Here is a 21,090-nt window from a genome sequence, read left to right as displayed (position 1 = left end):
TACCTTAAGATGGATTTAAACTAGTGGCACTATGGTTTTGTTTAATTTGAGAATTGCGTATAAAAACAAATATTTAGGAGATAGCCTTATGGAACTAATTTTGAAATCAGTGTTGATGTCGTTATCTTTGCTTAGTGTTTCCAGTCTTAGCTTAGCAGCTGATAAAGCGTTAATAATTGGTGTTGGTGAATATGAAGACCCTATGAATAATTTAATAGGCATTGATTTAGATAGTGGCATGATAGATGAAATGGCACAACGTCTTGGAATTGATGAAAGTAACATTACGCATTTATCAGACAGCCAAGCAACGCGTAAAAATATCTTGAAAGAATTAGATAATCTGGCTAATACAACAACGAGTCAAGACCGTGTGCTAATTTATTATTCTGGTCATGGTTCGCAGGTTGAAGATACTAATGGTGATGAGCCAGATAACATGGACGAGACTTTATATGTCTATGATGGTCATCTAATTGATGATGATATCAATGAAGCATTGTCAAAAATTAAAAGCAACAATATGGTGGTTTTGATAGATGCTTGCCACAGTGGGACAGGCACAAAGTCCTTAGCTGCGAACATGTTTAGTCAAAACCGTCAACGTGTCCAAGTGAAGTCTATAGGGTATGACAAGCGCTATACAGATAATAATTTAGCACTTATGCCTTCAAGTAAGGCTAAGCCTAAGAACAGTATGCAGCAGTATATTTCCATCGGTGCGGCTCAAGATGATGAGCAATCACTTGCGACGCCTGAAGGCAGCATCTTTACTAAAGCCATATACGAGTCATTCGAAGAAGCAAGACGTGACGGCAGTAACAGCAGTTGGCAAGCCTTATATGATTCGACCGCATATAAGATTAGGAGTTTATCACTTGATGCTAGTGAAAGGTTCAGTCCTAAAATTGATGGTAATACATCGTTGTTAAATAAACCTATTTACTTTGCTAATAATACAGACACAATTGAGGTAAATAAGCAAAGAGTGATCGATTTGGTAGGTCAACTACCGAAAGACGTTGTTATTAACTCTCCAAGCACGCTTAATGTTGGTGAAGAGTTTGTCGTTGAGCTAACAACACCTGTATCAGGTTATCTCAATGCTGTAACGGTAGGCGCTGATGATTCAGTCACAGTATTGTTTCCTAATAAATACGCTACAAACAATAAGATACAGGCACAAACCATAAGTTTGCCAGGTAATGGTAAGTTTAAAATCGTTGCTACTGAGCCAAGAGGTGAGACCTTGGTAGCTGCATTTATTACCCAAAAGCCTATCGACTTAACCAGTAAAGGTTTTGGTTTTTTAGATGCACAAGGCAAAGTTAAGGATGAAGCTTTTGCAAAAATTTCTGGAGCATCAATTGACCAAGCATTAACTAGAAGAAACCTAGCCATTGTACCCATAGAGGGTTCAACCACGCCAATTGCAATCGCGAACTATTCAATTGTTAATATAAAATAGTATTGATAGATTTGTAGTACTCTAGTCGATAAATTCATAGCAGTCTATCTGTTAATAGGCTAAGGAATGATTAATAGTCAAAAGTGGGTTCTACTGTTAAATATTAAAGGTCTTCGGCTTCAGTAATATAGTACTGAATGATTGACGAGTCGATACCACTTTTGAGTAGATGCTTCTTGATGCCTTTTTTCGCATATCGCAATCTACTTTTGGCGCATTCGTGCGATTGATCAGTAATTTGTGCTATTTCTTTTACTTTCAATCCTTCTAAGTAATGCAATTTTATGACAATAGCTTGTTGTTTAGGTAAAGACTGGATGGCACGACTAAGTTTTAGATGTACCTCATATTTTAATATATCGTTAAACTGTTTATTAGGATAATCAATAGCAAAGTCATTGCTATTTTCAATAAAGGAGTATGAGCATAGTTGTACAGTACGAGTTTTTCTATAGTGGTCTATATGAGTATTGAATAGAATTCGATATAGATAGGTACGGAACTTAGCTATTGGCTTATAAGAGGCTTTACTTTTTATAATCTTCTCCCAAGTTTGAGAGACTATATCTTGTGCAACATCTTCAGTAGTACCATGCTGATACATGATGTAGCCAATCATATTCCTATTATGCTCTTTAAACAATAAGTTGAACGATAGCATACAGTCTTCATGAGCATATTTAAGCATCAATTCTTTGTTAGAAATAGGAGGGTTTTGAGTTTTAGGTAGCATTCTATTCACCAATCTATTTATTCAAATTTAATACTATTAAATGTTGAACAGTCATCAACGCAAAATTAAAACAGCACACCTCGAAATATTAAACCTTCATCACTCTGCTCAAAATACAGTGGTAATTCTTCATCTTGGCTTTTAATGACTGCACACCTCACAAAGTATTGATTTGAAGATAACTCTTTCAACTGAGATATATTCTCTCTAATCGCATCTAACGAGCAACCCTTGAGAGTATCAGCATCAATACTTTGTAATGTATCCATTTCATCTTTACTGTATTGGGAAAGCTCTATACCTGAACATCGTGAAGGGTTGCTACTAATACATTCTTGTGCTTCCTGAACTTTAGAGGCAGCTTTTGAATGAAACTCATCATCAGCTTGCAATCGTAGTTTACCAATTGTGAATCTTTCAACACTTATGACATGTGACGGCGTACAAGTGCCAGAGGTGATGTATTGCACAGTTGTCATCAAGTAGTTTGAATCTAGCAAATTTGGATTTAACTCAGAAATCGGTACTTCAAAAGAACTCATGAACGTTAATGGGGGAGGGTTAGTTTTATTATCCATTGTGCTCAGGATATAGTTAACATCAGACTTCGACTCTATTTGTGTCAAAAAGCTATCTTGATCGTAACTACATTGACCACCATCCATTCCAAAGCAGCCGATAAGTCCTAGGCTAAGAGTACTTAAAATTGTTATCGAGCTTACTAAATTAAGGTGCATGTTGTCACCTGCTTCTTTTTAGTTTTTTTAAAATAAAATAGATATTATTTAAATGTAAGTCTTTTTAACGATCATTGCAAATAGTCGTTAAAGTGAATTTACACTTGCGATGTTTATTTTTTTAAGTCAATATAATGTTTAAAGGAGAATATATTGGAATAAGGATGTGCAGTATGAGCAGATTAAGCTGGCTTTTAAGACTCAGTACTATCACATTATCAATCCTAACGATTGTCTCTCAAGCTAGCACCTCAGAAAAATTCTATACTTGTGCGCCAACATTAGATCTTCAGGAAACTGAAGGTCTTTATTTTTTTGAGGGGCTAATTGAAGTTGAAAAAAATAGTAAATATGGACTTGTAAACAAGAAAGGTCAAACAGTCGTCCCTACTGAATATGACTTATTATATCCTGAGTTTAAAGAAGGTTTTTTAGCTGTCAAAAAAGATGGTAAGTATGGCTTCGTCAATACTCAAGGTAGAGAAGTCATCTCCACTAAATATGATTTGGTTAGACATTTTTCAAAAGGGCTAGCAGCTGTTGGCCGAGAAAGTAAATTTGGCTTCATTGATAAACAGAACAGAATAGTTATCCCTATTATATATGATGATGCTGATAATTTCTCTGAAGGGCTGGCTGGTGTACAGAAAAACGGTAAGTATGGCTATATCAACTCAAAAGGAGAAACAGTTATCCCTTTTAAGTTTGATTTTGCCCGCCAGTTTTCTGAAGGCTTGGCTCAAGTGATAGAAGATGGAAAAACAAGCTATATCGATAAGCAAGGAAGTAATGTCATTTTTTTTGATGGCTCATACGCTATTGCTGAGAATGAAGACTATTCAGAAGTGTATGGATTTGCAAATGGGCATGTCACCAACGGCATGTTGATAGTGCAGAACGATGAAGGAAAATATGGCTTAATCAATAATAAAGGTGAACTGATAGCACAATTAGAGTATGACTACATCGTTCAACTCAAGGATTTTAAGAGGATGGTTGAGCGCAAAGGAAACATAGTCAAAGTCAAAAAAGGTAATGAATATGGTCTTATCGACAGCTCAGGAGAGCTAGTGCTTCCTCTTGAATATGAAGATATTAGATCGTTTTCAAACAAGTTATTAGTCGTTAAACACAATGGTAACTATGGCCTAGTTGATGAAAAAGGTAGAGTGATCGTAGAGCCAAAATATGATGAGCTTGGTTCTATCATTTCTAATATGGCAGAGGCTGTGGAAAATGAGGAAGACAAATTTGCTAACCGATGTGGTATGGGGTAATAAGGGCTAAGAGTTTATAAATATAATAAAGAGGTTAAACATGATGATGAGTCGAACTTTAAAAAAGAGTGTAGTAGCATTTTTCATGCTTACTGGTACTTCTTATGTTTTTGCCTCTCAGGTCTCAGAGCGTTGTGAGATAGATCAAGAATACCAATCCTCTTACGGCACGGTACTATGCGAAACCTTTTCTGAGGGTTTAGTAACGGTTGAGCAAAAAGATAAATATGGGTTCATGAATAGCCAAGGTAAGCTTGTTATACCTATTGAATATGATGATGTTGGCATTTTTTCAGAAGGGCTTGCTAGTGTTGAGAAAAATAATAAATCTGGGTTTATAAATATCCAAGGAAAGATAGTCATTCCGTTTGAATACGATCGACCGAGCAGGTTCTCAGATGGCTTGGCACGAGTCAGAAAAGACGGACGATATATATTTATCGATAAAACAGGATCAGAGGTTTTAGACGTCGATAAGTACTACAACCTTAACCCCTTTTCTTATTCTGAAGTCTTTTTGAATGGGTTAGCCTTAGTGGAGACAGACTCTAAGCAAGGACTAATTAATAAACAAGGTAAATTAGTTGTTCCAGTTGAATACGATCTCATTGATTTACCGTTTTCAGAAGGTTTGGTAGTGGTTAAGAAGAACAATAAATACGGCTTTTTAAATCAGCAAGGTCAAGAGGTTGTATCGCCAAAATATGACAGTGCTGTTAGCTTTGCAGAAGGGCTGGCGCGTGTTGGATATGAAGGTAGATATGGATTTATCAACCAGCAAGGAGAGATAGTTATGCCAATAGTTTTTGAAGATGGTTCTTCTTTTTCGGAAGGTATTGCAAAAGTTAAAAAAGGTGGTTTATGGATCACTATTAATAAGAAAGGTGAGGAGGATAAAAAGCGTTAAAGTATTAGGGTTAATAAATTTTCTAATGGAGATAACGGTTATGAATAGGTCCAGTTTAAAAAAGGCATTAAATCCTCAAGTATTAGCGCTTGGGCTATCATGCAGTTTTATGACAACAATAGCATTTGCTAATACGGGACTTCTCAATGAAGATATTTCTTATTTATCAGATAATATAATTAATACAGATATTAGGCAAGTTAATAACGACTCTCCTGATACTCATTTAATGAGAGCCGAATCCTTTTTGAAAGGTAGGCATAGAGAAAGGAATTTTAAGAAGGCGTTCGAAAATTATTACTTGGCAATGAAAAGTCGGGCTGATGAAACCAGTATGACTCTAGATTATAATGAGCCGATTAATAAACTTATTAGAAGTCAGAATTTTGCAATGAGCTATGAAGATGGTAAAGAATATCGTGAAAGTATCAAGTCATGGTTTGATCAAGCATGTTATGAACATGACGATATGACTAGCTGTCAACTGTTGGCTATGATGAAAAATTCAGATGACTTTTTTGAGAAAGAGGCAAACAATAAGGTCGCAGTTACCGAGAAGTCTGGTACAGATCCATCGGATGGCTCTCACTTAAGAGGTCTTCCCATGACTCGTGATTTTATTTTAGACTCATATGATGACTTTCAAAGCTTTGATTCTGCTTTTGCACAAGCAGGATCAAAAGGAAGCAAAAAAATATTTTCAATAAAACCGACTGAAGATACAAAACCAAGAGCAGTTATTTTGTTGAATAAAAAAGTATTTAGGAAAGAGAAAGGGTCTTGGTTCCCTAAACTTGATTTAACTATTAGTAGAAAAAACATAACACTTTGCGAAGGTTTTATGACATTACCTCTTGCTACTGCAAGTACATCTGCAGAATCAAGAGAAGCACGCAAAAATGAGGTTATTACGTTTCTACCTGTTCTAGGTGGAAATATTAGTAATACTCTAGCATCTCCTGATGATTGCCAGCGAACACTGAAAAGTAACTATGATTATGACAGCGCTAAAGAAGAGTTAGATTTTGTTTTGACAGGTTTTAATAAAGGGAGGTCGCCTTACTTAGCAGTATATGAGAGTGACCAAAGTCCATACTCATCTATGATCTTGAGTCTGGGTGAGTTAAGTCCAGAAGCTATCAAAATACTATCAAAAGACTGGTCTGAACTAATTATTAAGGTTTATGAAAATGGAGATAGTATTGACCCAACAGTCGCAATGGCGACAATGCTATCTTATGACCCTAGATTACAGCAAGCCCAAGAAGACAGTAATTGGACAAATATTTCTATTGCTATCAGAGCAGCTACCTGTGGAGGTGCGATTGTTGCTGGCTCAGTTATTACGCTCGGTGCGTTCGCTAATACTCCAATGTGCATGAATGCTATGGAAGAAGCAGCCTATGCAATGGGATATACAGTACCCAGCTTTGTGAATCTTATATAGAACACGATAATAAAAACTTAGAGATGCTCTCGCTAGGCACTATGCTATTCTGCTTTTATAAAGGTAACTTGTCGTAAAATAATCAAAAATAAAGGTGACGGCTATGAGAGTTCTGTAGGGCTGAAGTGACCGCTAGAACCACCGTAGGTTTACTCAATATTCAGCCTAACACTGCTGCGCTTTTCTATCATTAAATTAGGCTTGTGGTAAATTACCATCTCTTATTAGAAGACGATGAGCTTTCTGATGGTGAAGCTTATTTTGGCGGGATGTATGCAAAGGTAAAATTAGCTGTGTCGCTACTAATAAAACAGTCGTGTTGGATATTCTAAAGCGAAAGAGTAAGGTTTATGCTATTTCTATAGCAAGAGAGTAAATAAATCATAATAGTACTCATTACCAAGCCTGGCAGCTTTGTTTATACTGATAGCTATCAGAGTTACAGTGAACTGTATGTGAGCGAGTTTAGATTTAACTATAATAACCCTTTCGTCAGCTCAAAGCTTTGAGCTGACGAAAGGGTTATTCAAACCCCAATTTTGACAAACTCGCCTGAGTAAATTTCCGAACCCAAAAAGGGTGCTAACAATATGCCTTATATAGCGTTAGCATCTTTTTTTGCTACTACCTATATCTAATCGTTATCGATATCTATTCATCACGCTAATAATCTTAAACCCTCGTTAACAAGGCTATAAGCATCTAAGAAATTATTACTTAATCCATAAAATAATTTTATTAAAAGCATAATCGTCAGTGAGTTTTAGCGCTAGCCAGCTGTTTAAAGACTAATAAACACAATGATAAATACTAAAAGGGCTGCTAATGCGCCGAGGTGACTTAGTGCAAGATCATCATGATTGAACCCGTCAATATGAGTTTATGTCGCAGATTATCGATTACGATAATGAGGATATAGATAAGCTAAGTTTTTACGCTAGCGATCTGCAACCTATACTACGTGAGAGGCTCGATGATGATGAGATTTATTTCAGTAATATTATCATGAGTCACTACTGCTTTTCTAAACTACGTCAATAGGATTTAAAGCTGTAAGAGGATAGTTTATTTCCACTGAATACTGGTAGCAGTGGAGCTGGCAATACTAAGGATAAACAAGAGGACTGGCCATCAAAAATAGTCGCAAGGTTAAATGGGCTATTCGATACTAAAGTCTGACCGATAGAGACCTAATCAATTATTCGCAAATTATCTGGGATAAAGTCAACGAAAACTAAATCGTTATGAATACAAATAGAGTTAGCGCTTTGAGTGAGAGGGATTGATTATGTCAGATAAAATATCAGTTTTTCAGCCAAAAGTAGATTTGATTATTTATTTACTAATGAAGTTACTTCTCCACATAGCATGCTCACATACTGCACAAAACCAACTCTCTTTTGCCCGCATATAGGCGATATCAGCAGGTACTTCAATTGGACAGGCGCTACCACAATATTCACAACAAACATCATCTAAGCAAGCATAGCATTGGCTTATAGTTTCAAATAATGTTTGAGAGCTAATATTATATTTTTGACAAAGCATACGTACATAATCTATATAGCTGATTTTATGATTATAGGCCCAATAATCTTCACAGACCCGTTTGTCCCAAGCATTTTGTGTCATGCTCCATTCAATCTTGATGCCCACAATATACTCCTTTTTAATGGCAGAATGACTATGATTAGTGTCACATTTTTATAGTGACTATATCTATTGAACAAGTCGCACCCATCATAGTTAGCCAGTTATTGAGCAGCAAGATGAGTCTATGACATAATAGAGCGTTAGTCAGCACAAAATAGTTTTTGACGAAAACTTAGTTATTGCCAACGAGTATTATTTTAACAGAAAAGTAGTCACTGGCAAGTATTTTTTACTTACCAATAAGGATTTTATTGTGATTTCATGTAATCTACCAGTGCTTTTAGCGGAAAGAAGATTGCGAGTTGCAGACTTAGTAAGGATGACGGATATCAGCAAGTCAACGCTTCATAGAATTTATAACGATGAGACAACTCGCATAGAATTCGATACCTTGAGTAAGTTGTGCCAAGTATTAAAAATCACCCCAGGGGATATTTTGAAGTATGTTCCCGATGAGAATGAAGAAAACTAAGCTTGATAGGAAGGTCTACTGATATAAGACGTTAACCTCCTCACCTAACTAAAACTGAAATTTTAACATACTCTTTAGCCTTTATTTATCAAAGGCTGAAGAGTGTTTTTTTTGTCTAAAAAATGATTATGAATCCAGTATTTCAGTTATCCAAAAATAAAAATATAACAGCAAGATTAAAGGCTTTACAATCGATAAGTTATAACATATCATAATTAGTATAATTCACTATTAACCATATTAAAATGAATAGTATTCATCTAAGGCCTACTCAGAAGTTTATAACTTTTAGTAAATATAATCTGGTTGTTCATCAAGATGCGCAAAAGGCATTGCTGATATGGCATCAATTTAGGCCAAGAATAGCTAGTATAAATATAGGTGGCTTGGATGATTATTACCGCCCACCGCTACGATTGGTGATTGGTAAAGATTCGACTTATTATTTTTTTAATGAGTTTAGAAGGTTTGATGAAATTCTAATAGAAGAGACTAGTTCACGTCAGCCTTGCTTAGTTGCTGCTGAAAGCCTGAGAGATATTAAGCGCTTAGCTTGGAGTGAGGTGATCGAGCTAGCCTTCTCAAGGGGAATTAATCATCCTGAGTTCCTAAAGGCTTTAAGCTCCAGTGCACCAAAAAGCATTATTTGCGAACTCATGAATATTGAGCGCCTAACGGTAGATAATTATTGTAGGTTTGCTGGTATCAGCCAAAGTGCTTATGAGTATCAGCAGTGTAAATTAGCCAATGATGAGGTGATGCTGGGGCTGCCCAAAAACCTGAATTGGATGGATGCATCTTATGGGGCACACTAAATTATTTAATGATGTGACCGACAGGCGAGTGTTGGATAAGCTTATCCCAATAGATTCACCACATCACATACAAATGTCTCAGCTTATGATCGATGTGATAAGTTTAGTGCCAGATGATGATATTGATTCATTACAATCAACACCAGAACCTAATTTTGCAGACTTTACTGGGTTAGACTGTGTAGATGTGATGAATCAAATCACTCGGCAAGGCAAAACAGGCGTGTGGGCGGTTACCTATATGCTAATTGTCTTTTATCAGGCGTATGGTGCCATAGACGTTAAGAGTAATGCTTGGCGGTTTATGAGTGGCTACTTAAAGGTTATGGTTATGATCGCAGTACGCCATGATAAGCACTTTGCCAAAATAGATAAGCTTGGTGTGCGTGTTCGTATGGCACTAAGACCTTCTGATCCACAACGTGGCATTCTCGACCAGTTAATCCGCATTCACGATCAATGCGATAGCTTGTCTTCATGCTTATCTTATATCAGACAATATGAAACGAGCGTCAAACAGGAAGAGGCAACAGGTGAAACAGCGAACCAATATCTTGCTAGTAAAATCGGTCAAATCAGGTTGGCTTATGAGGTAGCGATTGATAATAAAGCTTTTATTGGTAAAACCTATACTGAAAATACTAAACGCATAAAGTCGGCTCAAGCAGTCACTAAGAAAGTGATGCATATCGATGGTGAGCCACTACAGAGAATAGTGTTTGGTACGAAACAATCAAAAAAGAAAAATAACGTGGCAATCGCTGAAAATATTGCTGATGACGACGAAGTACCTTTGCTAGACAATGACTTTAAGCCAGCCACACAAATTGCTAAATCCTCTGAGCTGCAACAATGGCGATTGAAAAATAACCATCAACATGCCCGCCGTAATCAATTTCATTTCCCAACCAATCATCGTCAGTTAAGCATTACCGGGTATCAGATGTTATTTGCCACGCTTTGGCAGCGCTTTATGAGTGTTGATAAAGAAAGTGGCACTGGGTATGTCGTCTTACTACTGTCACTATTAAGTGGACTTAGTATCGATAGCATCATTGCTGATTGGCAATGTAGTCACAGTCAACGGCAGTATTTGGTCTATGACCGTGTCCGTAAAGTTAGTAGCATTGCCATCATGATTGATGTGACGACCAATACTCGAAGTCATCTGCTTGCCCACAGACAAAGCTATGGCAGTACCTTTTATCGTGCATTGCCTGACCCTTTGCAATCTATGCTTGAGGATAAAATTACCGTTTCATCCGATACTGTTAAAGACGCTATCTCTTATGCTAAAGATCTGCTTAACCTGCCAACACTGAGTCCGCAATATATTGAAGCAGGCCTATTTATCCTCATCAAAAACGAGCTTAATAAGCCCTTATATGCTGATATGATCACAGGTATTGATGTACGGCATAGCTCTGCACTGTATTACCTTAGCACTAAAACAGTAGAGCTAGAGCAAACTTATATAAAAGCGATAGAGCTGATAACTGAATACTGCGATGATGAGCAAAAAGCACTTTTAATAGATGAGTGTAGCGTACCGATGAACGGGCATAGAAGCCACATTGGTAGTGATATGGCACTAAAGACCACAACGTGCCAGCAGTTCTTTAATCAACTGGCTGTCAGTGCCGAGAGCTTTAATGGCAAGTTAAAATCCCACATGGATCGCTATATTGCACAGTTCAATAGTTATAGCATTTGGCTATGGCACATTGTTATGATCCAAACCGGTATTCGCCCAGTCAAGCATGCACCGGGCTTGCTACACCAGTTTGACTTTCAGCGGCGCATGCTATGGGTATCTGACAAAGAAGAGCGTCATGCGCAGTCTGATGGTAGGCTCATTCCTCTTAGCAAGTTTTTGATAACGGCTATTCAAAACTATATGATTTATATTGAGCAATTTGCCGCTATCTATAATCCTTTATATCCAGCAGCGCGTTATCCCATCGATGACATCTTACAGTCAGAACAACCCCTCATTCAAATTTACCAAAAAAATCCAAAAGGCTTTGCCAGTATCACGCCAAGCCGAGTCCGCTATCAGTTGCAAGACTTTTTTAGTCATCAGGACAATTGGTTGCGTCATCAGCTGAGGTCTATGCTCACAGGGCGTGTGCCTGACTATCTGATTTGCGCGCTTTACGGTCACGAACATGCTGATCAGGAATTCATGCACCCGATGTCATCAAGCTCTATCAATCAGCTGCACCAGCTCAGCCCTCATTTAGATGCGATTGCTACAGATCTTCACTTAAAACAAATTGAGGTTCGCCTATATGGATAATATTAGCGCTCATAAACTGCGACAGCTGAATAGAGAAGAAGCTAAAAATAGTATCAAGCATGATGCTAAAGCCCTAATTAAAGAATATATCAATCAATATCCTATGCAATCGCCTTGTGAGCTGCAACATTATTATGAAGCGATTAACCAGTTACTAGAAGAGAGGTTCGATACCGCTCAAAACTTTCAGTTGGCGCGGCGCGGGTTTTTAGAGTTTGTTCGTGATTATAATAAAACTCATCAGATATATCTTAATGAGCCTGTGGTACCGATACTAGCGACTCGTGAGCGCTTGACCATTAACTATGATTGGTTTGTGAGTGGACGCGCTGTGGCAGACAGTAGCGTGACAATGATAGAAATTTGGCAACGAAAACGGCGTTTCTCAGTAAATGACTTGGTTGAAGGGGTGCTGTATTGCAGCATCATGTATGGCGGTATTAACGACATTGAGGTGCTACGAGCGCTCTATGATTGGCTGTTTGGTGAGCGCCATGTGTATAAAATTGACATGCCAGCAACTGATGAAGAAAGTAGGGCAGAGTCATTGGCTGTGATACCGCTTAGGGTATGTGACGATAATTATGGCTACGCGACTGATGAGAGTGAAGGCTTACTCCGTTTTGTTGATTATGTTCCCGATGATATAAGTTTGTGTTTTTTATATGCTCTAAAGGATAAGGCGTTAAACACGGCCAAGATAAAGCCATTTAATACCGTAATTAACGATATCTCAAAAACGCTTAAACTTACCAATAAAGATAGTGAGCGCCCGCAGCACTCACTGCTCATCAAATATGCAAACTACCACTGGCGACAGCTAGAGAGTAGCCTGATTGATGGGGCGCTAGCCGTGGTGAAGCAAGGCGATATTAAAACGACGGGTTTGTCTACGGATAAGCTAATCCATTATAACCAAGAGCTCATCAATCCAAATCCTAAACCGCTTGAGTGGTCTGAACTGTTTGATGCCAGCTATCAGTCATCGATAAAGTCGAATAGCCAAAGCAGTACCATAAGCTATCCTAGTTTTAGTAAAAATCTGATCAAAGAGCTACAAGATACGCTCAAATTGACTAGAAACACCGCTATTTTCACTATTACAATATTAAAGACAGATGCTAGCCAGCCTAATGCGCAGCGTTTGCTTGGCTGGGTGTTGTCATTACTGGATGATACTAGCGTTCGGCTCAATACTATCAGTAAATACATCGGCTGCATTGGCCGCGACTGGCTGATGCTGACGATGGATGAGGATATGGATCAGTGGGAGTGCAGTGACTTTGAGGAAGTTTATGAACAAATTATTCAGAGTAAGGTAAAAGATGGTCGTAAATTGTCTGTACTATGCAAATCTTCAGAGTTTGGTGATGATACGTTTAGTGATGTAGATAATGATAACAATACTACTGGTCAACCGCTATCTCATCTTGATCGTCTAAAAGACAGCCAGAAATTCACCTACGGTCGTCTGAAAGCTTTTCATAATTATCAGCGTATACACTTTGACGCTCCCTATGTCTATTTCCCATGGGGTAGTAATCGGCAAGTCGTAAAAGCTGAAATGATATCACCGCGCGTGTATAGAGCGATGAAAAGCTATATCCAAACATCAGAATTAGAGATAGAACAAAAGTCACTTTGTTTGATTGTTTTAGCGCTTGCTTATCGGACTGGTATGCGAATTAACGAAATTATTGGTATTAAGGTTAACGACATTGCAGATATAGGGTTTATTAATGGAAAAGTGGTTGAAGCACCAAAAATCATCCTCAAACCCAACCGCTATCGCCGTCTAAAAAGCAGCAGTGCCAAAAGAGTGATACCGATAGACAGTCTTTTTAAAGATGATGAGTTACAACAATTTATTATGTACTACAATCAACAGAAAAGGTTAAAGCGCCGTTATTTATTCTCACAAGGGTCAGGCGATCAACCACTACCATCTGTGTTTTTTAGCAATATGATGAAAATAATATGGGATAGACTGCTGATTACCCATGACTTTACCTTTCATAGCTTTCGGCATACGGCGATTAGCCAGCTGGCATTGGTGTTGAGTGGCTCGCCACTGGCTCAGGTGATGACAGATTACGATAAAGAGCATAGTGACGCTATCGTTAGCGCCGTCCTTGCTAATAATAAAGAAAAAGGGATGTGGTTTGGGCTGGCTAGCCTTGCTGGGCATCTAACGCCAGATACTACGTTTGAATATTATATCCATAGCGCTCATCTATTGGCTGGATGGCAAATTAGTCAAGCCAAGCTTGCTATGCCGATAACTGTGTTTGAGATGGTGACAGGTATTGGTTATCAGACGGTGAATAGGCAGGAAGGTACAGCGTATGATAGCAGTACTAAACAGGTTCATCTTGATAAGATGCGTGGATATTTAATCAATAAGATTGCGGGCAAAGAGTTTCTATTTTCTTATAACAGCACACCAGCTAACATGGCTTGCCAGCAAGCCCCGCAAAATGATGCAGTAGATACTCAGCTGTCTATATTTATTCATCCTAAAGTTTATGATGTCATTGTGCTGTTAGAAGAGCTACAAAAAATAAGCGTCGATAAACGAGCAGGGCAGTTGGCAGAGGTCGCACTTCGGCATGGCATCGTTGTTAATGAGGCTATAAAGATTTACAACAGTAGCAATCAAATTTTTACCGATGATAGGTTATTGCTAAGCGCACCGACGGGACATAAAAACCAGGAAGTTTTAGTTAAAGCAATTGATCGTGCTTATCAGATGTCAATTGATGAGCCTGCTAGACTGAAATTGTTTGTGGAGTTATTTGCAGATAAAAACAATTTAAATACTTCATCAATTCACTTTGGAATTAAAGAGACGCAGCTTAAAATGCTACAGCAGTTTGTGACAATAGGTTGTCAACTTATCGATGCCAGTTATTGGCAGATTAGAGCACATAGCGAGCAAGCAGTGCGTGATTTTAAAAAAGAACTAGGGCTCAATAGCTCAATACGTGTGGGTGTTCGTGAGAACTTTCATGGCTATGAGGTTAGGGTAGTACAGAAAAAACGTAAGCGGTCTGATAAGAACTTGGTGATGACAGATGATTATTATAGCTCTTCGGGGGTACTAAAATATTTAGGTTACTTACTGATGATATTAGTCAAATATTAAGGCAAAAGTGATTTTTTATTTAAAATTGTCTTTCAAGTATAAACAAAGGTATCTTCTATAGGGTTAAATTACTATTTTAAGTTCTAAAATCAGTTAATTGAACCTATAAAATAGCTACCGTTCGTCGTAAAGTTTTTTCACATCTTATACGAGTTGATATGATGTCTATAAGCATCAATCACTTCATATATAATCTAAGTGTCTCTAATCAAAGAGTAGTTAAAACCGTAGGTACGCGTTAGTAACAAAACTCTCTTTTAAAATTGATAAAACTTACCAAATAATTACTAGGATGAATTTAATGTTAAGAAGTACAAAATTGCTTTTTGCAGTATCAATACTCGTATGGGGCTTTCCTTCTATCTCTAATGCTGCCATCACAAAGTACGGTGTAACTGTATCTGAGTGCGATTTTGATTATGAGAATGAAAAATTCTGTACAGATGATCGCCTAAAGAGCTATGCCAATGTTCTAAAAACCGGTGAAGCTAACTTTGATGGTGATAAAATACTTTACCTTTTTGAGACTAATGAAACAGGGTTTGTTGGTCAAAAACCTTATCGCTTAGTTGTGATTGATACTAGTACAAAAACCGTACATCCCTTTGGATATGCACTGTCACCTGCAAGTGATTCTTATGGGAATCCAGTTGCTGTGAACAAAGCGGGCGCTATTGTTGAGTTTGATTTCAATATTAGGTCTGACCGTTTTTGTTTCTCTGGAAATATTGATGCCTATAGAATGTCTGATAATTATGAGCAAGGCAAACCCTTCTGTTTTAAGTTTGACAAGACAGAGCGAGAATTGGTAAGAGAGTATTACTAAAGCATCCATATTTTCTTAATATTCCCCTATAGTTTTTGAAGCCACCCTAAATGAAATGTTTAGGGTGTTTTTTTATTTAAAATAGGCTCAAGTGTTTTCATATTCTATTATGATGACGTGTGTCAATAATGTGACTTGAGTAAGGCATGAAAATAATATAAGTTGAAAAGCTTTCACATAATTTGCTTCAATGTGTAGTATGAGCTGACCAATTGATGTAGGCTATGCTCGACGATTAGTGCTCTGATAAAAGAAAGGCACAAGCACTTATTTGAGACTTACCTACGTGAGTTTTTTTGTTATCCAAAAGTTGAAACTGTCAGGTTCGACTGTACTACCAATCGCGAGTAACTAGAATATGAATGTAAAAGATTACGTTGGTGATCTGATCGGAGCAAGTTTGCTGATTACTGAGTCGCGAATCATTGCAGGTTATCTATTAAAAAATTTATCTGATGATGAATGGAAATCACTTGTTATCGAGCAAAACATCCTTCAAAAGAGATCAGCACAGACAGCAAGCCGCTATACGAAAACGATTCGCCATCGTGTTGGAGGGCTTGGTGACGACTTTATAGCGTCATTGCTTGAGTCTACTGAGCGTGCCTATATTCAGCTATTAATGGCAGCATTGCTGATTGACTCTCCGATAGTAGCTGATTTTATGCGATTAAGTCTTGCTGAAGCGCGCAGAACCTACAAGCCTGAATTGGCATCTGATGCTTGGACTGAATTTTATGACACACAGATACGTGTATATCCAGAGCTAAATAAATTCTTTGAGTCCACTATTAATAAAATGGGCAATAATGCGATTAAGTCATTAGTAGATAGTGGCTATCTAAGTACTAGTCGTAAACGTCAGATCCAACCTGTTTACCTGCTACCAGAAGTAAAAGAATGTCTTATAAGCATCAATAGGGAAGACTTGATCGATGTTATGGAGTGCACGATATGAATGCGCTTAGGAGACGGCTTGATTTAATTCTTGAACGTATAGAGAGTCCAAAATTCTTAAAAAACGATGGTTTGGGTAACGAGATTGGTTTTTGGATCTTCGATTATCCAGCAAAGTATGAATTGGTGGTACGAGACCACCTTGAGCATATTACTGAAAAGTTAGATAAGCGTGATTATCGTTTTGTTCATCTAAATATATTTACAGTGCTTATTGATATGCTTGAAGATCGCGGCTTATTTGAACGTGCCTGCTTACGTGAACAGCAAGTGGGCGTTGACAGTTTACGTAAAACGCTAGCAGGGCCACTTAGCCAAGATAAGGTGGCTAAATTCATTGCCAATAAATATCAACCCTCTGAGCTAGATTTTGTCTTGCTATCAGGCTTAGGAAGCGCATGGCCGTTGGTTAGAGGTCATGAGCTTCTTAGCGCATTACAAGATATCATGGGTAGCACCCCATTAGTTTTGTTTTATCCTGGTGAATATAGCGGAAGAGATTTATATCCTTTTGGCATGATTGAATCCAAAAACTACTATCGCGCTTTTAAATTAGTGTCTGAAAGTGGCAAATAAAATTTATCAATGATAAGAAATAAAATAGAGAGCCTACTAGATGAATATTGAACAGATTTTTTCAAAGCAGCTGACTCGTGATATTAATGGCGTTGTCAAAGCTGAGCAAAAGGACAACGACAGTATCTATGTTGAGCTAGATGAGTATGTTATAACGCAAGAGCTTAATAGGCATTTTCGAGCGTTTTTTGCCGCTTATGCGCCTTCTGTAGATCATAGTGGTTCTGCTATGTCTGGAAAAGTCGGGGTTTGGATTTCTGGGTTCTTTGGCTCTGGTAAGTCACATTTTTTAAAAATATTGTCATACTTATTAGAAAATAAGTCAGTAGAGAAAGATGGTGAGGGCCGGCAAGCCTTTGATTTTTTCAAAGATAAAATTACCGATGCAAAATTATTGGCAGATATTAAGAAGTCTGTTAGTAAAGACACAGACGTTATTTTGTTCAATATTGATTCAAGAGCAAATACTGAGGATCGTGAGAACGCCATTCTAAAAGTGTTCTTGAAAGTATTTAATGAGCGTGTTGGTTACTGTGCTGACTTTCCTCATATTGCACATTTAGAACGCGAGCTTGATAAGCGTGACCAATATGATTCATTTAAGGCCAAGTTCGCTGAGTTAACCTTATCTACGTGGGAAGAAGAGCGTGATGCTTATGACTTTTACCGCGATGAGCTATCAGAAGCTTTGGCTCATGCCAGCGATCAGTCCAAAGAGTCGGCTAAACACTGGGTACAGCAAATAGAGAATAACTTCCCACTCGATATCCAAAATTTTTGTAAGTGGGTAAATGACTACTTAGATAGTAGTGGCGACCGCAATTTATTATTTATGGTCGATGAAGTGGGGCAGTTTATTGGTAAAAACACTCAAATGATGCTTAAGCTGCAGACTATTACTGAAGATTTAGGGACGTACTGTGGTGGTCGTGCTTGGGTAGTTGTTACATCACAGGCAGATATTGATGCTGCTATTGGTGGGATGAGTAAAGGTGATGGTCAAGACTTCTCTAAGATTCAAGGTCGCTTTAATACTCGTTTGCAGTTATCTAGTTCAAACACCTCTGAGGTTATCCAAAAGCGTCTGTTATCTAAAACAGACAAGGCCAATGAGCAGCTCACAGATATATTCGCTGAAAAAGGCGATATCCTACGCAATCAGTTAACTTTCGATAAGACAACCACAGCTGATCTAAAAGGCTATACCGATAGTTTATCCTTTGTAGATAACTATCCCTTTGTCCCCTATCACTATAATTTGGTTCAAAAAGTCTTTGAGTCCATTAGGGTTAAAGGGGCAAGTGGTAAGAATTTGGCTATGGGTGAACGCTCTTTACTAGATGCGTTTCAATCTGCGGCAAAGCAGATGAAGAATAATGAGCTTGATGTGCTCGTTCCTTTTCATAGTTTTTATGCACCTATTGAGAGCTTTTTAGAGCCAGCAATCAAGCGTACTATTGATCAAGCCTGTGAGTCAGAGTCACTGACTAAGTTTGATCAAAATATCTTAAAAACTTTATTTCTGATTCGTTATGTCGATGTGGTCAAAAGCACTTTAGATAACCTAGTAACCCTATCGATTGATCGTATCGATGCTGATAAAATTAAGTTACGTAAGCAAATTGAAGATAGCTTGAATCGGTTAGAAAAACAGCTGCTAATCGCACGCAATAATGATGTATTTATATTTTTGACTAATGAAGAAAAAGAGATTGAAAACGAGATCCGTCAAACAGATTTTGAGATGTCTGAGGTATCGAATAAACTTTCGACTATTGTATTTAATGACATTCTTAAGAATAACCGAACCTACCGTTATCCTATGAATAAACAAGACTTTATGGTTAGCCGATTTTGTAATGGTCACCCAAAAGATGGTACAACCCTTGAAGATTTAGTCATCAAAGTCGTATCGCCACTAGATAGCCATTACGACAGCTTCTCTCATGAGCAGGCATGTATTGAGCATAGTCTAAAAGATAATGGCTCTGTATTAATCAAGTTAGATGAAGACCAGCGTCTATGGGATGATCTGACGGTATTTATAAAGACAGATCGCTTCTTAAAACAGAATTCAGGGCAGCGGCCAGAGCAAGAGCACCTACTGCGTGAAAAGCAAATGGAGAACATGGCACGTGAAAAACGCTTAAAGGTGGGTTTTGAAGCATTATTTGCAGAAGCTAATGTTTATGCTATTGGCACTAAAATGCCAAAGAAATCAGTGACGCCAAGCGTTATCGTTGAGGAGTCCTATAAGTACATCGTTGAAAATACCTTTGCTAAACTAAATTTTCTAAATGTGACACCAGGTGAAGTGCTGCCTGAGCTACAGAAAGTATTAGTAGCAGATAATGTCGCCCAGCTAGGACTTGACCTTCAAGCAGATGAGTGCAACCCAGACGCCACTCGCGAAGTAGAGCAGTATGTTTCGTTCAGAATAGAGCGCAATGAGCCAGTTTATTTAAGTGATATCGTGACTCACTTTGGTAAACGTCCTTATGGCTGGCCTGTCAATGAGATACTACTGTTAGTCGCACGGCTTGGATTGGCAGGTAAGCTTGCGTTTAGTCTGCAAGGTAGCGATTTAGCACTTAATAGAGCGTATGAGCCGTTTAATAGCGTACGTAAGCGTGGCGACATACGAGTTAATAAAATTCGTCAGGTTAATGATAGTCAGGTTAAAAAAGCCTCTAATTTGGTGAAAGATCTATTTTCCAAGACCTTTATTGGCTCTGGTGAAAAAGAGCTGTATGAACTCATAAAACAAGCATTAGAAAACTGGAATGAAGCGTTAAAATCTTTTCGCACAAAATCACAAACGGGACACTTTCCTGGTAAGTCACAGATTAATGATGGGTTGGTATTGGTAGCGGGCATACTAGAAAAAAAATCGAGCTTTGAATTTATTGAGCGATTTTTGCAAGATGCCGATGCATTAGAATCGTTTGTTGAAAAGTTTGAAGACCTCGATGACTTTTATAATAGTCAGTTTCAAATATGGCAGTCTCTCTCTACTGCATTGAATGAGCGTTTTAAGGCGAACTTGCACGCGCTTGAAAAAGACCCGCAAGCATCAAAGGCTTTAAAAGATCTCAAGAGCATTTATGACATGCCAGCGCCTTACGGTCAAATGCGCCGTATCAGCCCACTCATTGAGCAGGTTAATAAGATTAACTTGGCTTTGGTAGAAGATAAGCGCGCTCACGCTCTTATTAGAGTGGATGAACGCATTGAGCGTATTAACCAAGCGCTAGCAGAAGCGTCGGCACCTGCGGATATTAGTAATAAAGCGCTGCGTCCCCTACAGTTATGTCGAGAGCGCATAGAGAAGACTAACTCTATTCCACAGATTTTCAGTGAACAAATGGAAGCTGGAGATCATGAGGAAAATGCAAATGAGTTATTAAATGACTTTATCGAACAGCAGCGTAAGCAGGTCGAAAATGAGCAGCGTCAGCGTGCTCTTGAGTATCAAAAGCAACAGGCAGAAGCCACAAAAGCAGGTAAGGCTGTACCGCCGTCTGTACCTAAGCCTGTTATCCCTGCTCCAGTCGCCAAGCGTACCGTTACGATTGATCCTAAAAATATCATGAAGCACTCAATATCGGGCGACTTTATCGAAAGCACTGCCGAAGTAGATGATTATCTATACGCGTTAAGAGAGCAGCTGATAGCTGCGGTAAAAGCTGGTGATCGAGTACGGATCAAGTAGTGAATAATATGTGGCGTTCTACAATGAGCGCCATCAAACGCAACTAGCACGTATCAAAATAGCACT

At 38.2% G+C, this 21,090-nt stretch carries 16 protein-coding genes; 13 read left to right on the top strand and 3 right to left on the bottom strand.

Annotated elements, in window-relative coordinates; all coding sequences use genetic code 11:
• Positions 1-88: 88 nt before the first annotated feature.
• Entirely contained in the window at positions 89-1,468 is a 1,380-nt protein-coding gene (locus Q9G97_RS06985) for a caspase family protein (protein ID WP_305898209.1), read from the top strand.
• Between the two features lie 103 nt (positions 1,469-1,571).
• Here the strand turns inward: Q9G97_RS06985 and Q9G97_RS06980 are convergent, their stop codons facing one another.
• On the bottom strand, positions 1,572-2,201 hold the full coding sequence (locus Q9G97_RS06980) for an RNA polymerase sigma factor (RefSeq protein WP_305898208.1): 630 nt from the start codon (positions 2,199-2,201) through the stop codon (positions 1,572-1,574).
• A gap of 65 nt (positions 2,202-2,266) precedes the next feature.
• Positions 2,267-2,938 (bottom strand): hypothetical protein, encoded by a 672-nt coding sequence (locus tag Q9G97_RS06975; protein ID WP_305898207.1) that lies wholly within the window; start codon positions 2,936-2,938, stop codon positions 2,267-2,269.
• 173 nt (positions 2,939-3,111) lie between these two features.
• Here Q9G97_RS06975 and Q9G97_RS06970 point away from each other — a divergent pair, with 173 nt between their 5' ends.
• The 4 genes from Q9G97_RS06970 to Q9G97_RS06955 all read left to right on the top strand — a co-directional run bounded on the left by Q9G97_RS06970 (position 3,112) and on the right by Q9G97_RS06955 (position 7,610).
• Positions 3,112-4,215: a WG repeat-containing protein gene (locus Q9G97_RS06970; RefSeq protein WP_305898206.1), complete on the top strand. Its 1,104-nt coding sequence runs from the start codon at positions 3,112-3,114 to the stop codon at positions 4,213-4,215.
• 40 nt (positions 4,216-4,255) lie between these two features.
• Positions 4,256-5,122: a WG repeat-containing protein gene (locus Q9G97_RS06965; RefSeq protein ID WP_305898205.1), complete on the top strand. Its 867-nt coding sequence runs from the start codon at positions 4,256-4,258 to the stop codon at positions 5,120-5,122.
• 40 nt (positions 5,123-5,162) lie between these two features.
• Positions 5,163-6,569 carry a hypothetical protein gene (locus Q9G97_RS06960; protein ID WP_305898204.1) on the top strand — a complete coding sequence of 469 codons (1,407 nt, stop codon included), beginning with the start codon at positions 5,163-5,165 and terminating at the stop codon, positions 6,567-6,569.
• 882 nt (positions 6,570-7,451) lie between these two features.
• Complete coding sequence (locus Q9G97_RS06955; RefSeq protein WP_305898203.1) at positions 7,452-7,610, top strand: hypothetical protein; 159 nt, start codon at positions 7,452-7,454, stop codon at positions 7,608-7,610.
• A gap of 294 nt (positions 7,611-7,904) precedes the next feature.
• Here the strand turns inward: Q9G97_RS06955 and Q9G97_RS06950 are convergent, their stop codons facing one another.
• Positions 7,905-8,225 carry a hypothetical protein gene (locus Q9G97_RS06950; RefSeq protein WP_305898202.1) on the bottom strand — a complete coding sequence of 107 codons (321 nt, stop codon included), beginning with the start codon at positions 8,223-8,225 and terminating at the stop codon, positions 7,905-7,907.
• 316 nt (positions 8,226-8,541) lie between these two features.
• Here Q9G97_RS06950 and Q9G97_RS06945 point away from each other — a divergent pair, with 316 nt between their 5' ends.
• From Q9G97_RS06945 to brxC, 8 genes are all read left to right on the top strand, one after another.
• Positions 8,542-8,694 (top strand): helix-turn-helix domain-containing protein, encoded by a 153-nt coding sequence (locus tag Q9G97_RS06945; protein ID WP_371747934.1) that lies wholly within the window; start codon positions 8,542-8,544, stop codon positions 8,692-8,694.
• Positions 8,695-8,939: 245 nt separating this feature from the next.
• A complete protein-coding gene (locus Q9G97_RS06940; RefSeq protein ID WP_305898200.1) occupies positions 8,940-9,509 on the top strand; it encodes a hypothetical protein in 570 nt (189 codons plus the stop codon).
• Complete coding sequence (locus tag Q9G97_RS06935; RefSeq protein WP_305898199.1) at positions 9,496-11,808, top strand: hypothetical protein; 2,313 nt, start codon at positions 9,496-9,498, stop codon at positions 11,806-11,808. Before Q9G97_RS06940 ends, Q9G97_RS06935 begins: the two co-directional genes overlap by 14 nt.
• Positions 11,801-14,953: a tyrosine-type recombinase/integrase gene (locus Q9G97_RS06930; protein ID WP_305898198.1), complete on the top strand. Its 3,153-nt coding sequence runs from the start codon at positions 11,801-11,803 to the stop codon at positions 14,951-14,953. The genes Q9G97_RS06935 and Q9G97_RS06930 overlap by 8 nt, the downstream gene beginning before the upstream one ends.
• 301 nt (positions 14,954-15,254) lie before the next feature.
• Positions 15,255-15,779, top strand: coding sequence for a hypothetical protein (locus Q9G97_RS06925; protein WP_305898197.1), 525 nt, complete (start codon positions 15,255-15,257; stop codon positions 15,777-15,779).
• Between the two features lie 358 nt (positions 15,780-16,137).
• Complete coding sequence (locus tag Q9G97_RS06920) at positions 16,138-16,737, top strand: DUF1819 family protein (protein WP_305898196.1); 600 nt, start codon at positions 16,138-16,140, stop codon at positions 16,735-16,737.
• Positions 16,734-17,312 carry a DUF1788 domain-containing protein gene (locus tag Q9G97_RS06915; protein ID WP_305898195.1) on the top strand — a complete coding sequence of 193 codons (579 nt, stop codon included), beginning with the start codon at positions 16,734-16,736 and terminating at the stop codon, positions 17,310-17,312. Before Q9G97_RS06920 ends, Q9G97_RS06915 begins: the two co-directional genes overlap by 4 nt.
• A gap of 40 nt (positions 17,313-17,352) precedes the next feature.
• Positions 17,353-21,024 carry a BREX system P-loop protein BrxC gene (gene brxC, locus Q9G97_RS06910; RefSeq protein WP_305898194.1) on the top strand — a complete coding sequence of 1,224 codons (3,672 nt, stop codon included), beginning with the start codon at positions 17,353-17,355 and terminating at the stop codon, positions 21,022-21,024.
• Positions 21,025-21,090 lie beyond the last annotated feature (66 nt).

The organism is Psychrobacter sp. M13 (genome assembly GCF_030718935.1).
Taxonomy (GTDB): Bacteria; Pseudomonadota; Gammaproteobacteria; order Pseudomonadales; family Moraxellaceae; genus Psychrobacter; species Psychrobacter immobilis_G.
The sequence above is the reverse complement of the archived record's forward strand: the minus strand, read 5'-3'. Positions and strand labels throughout refer to the sequence as shown.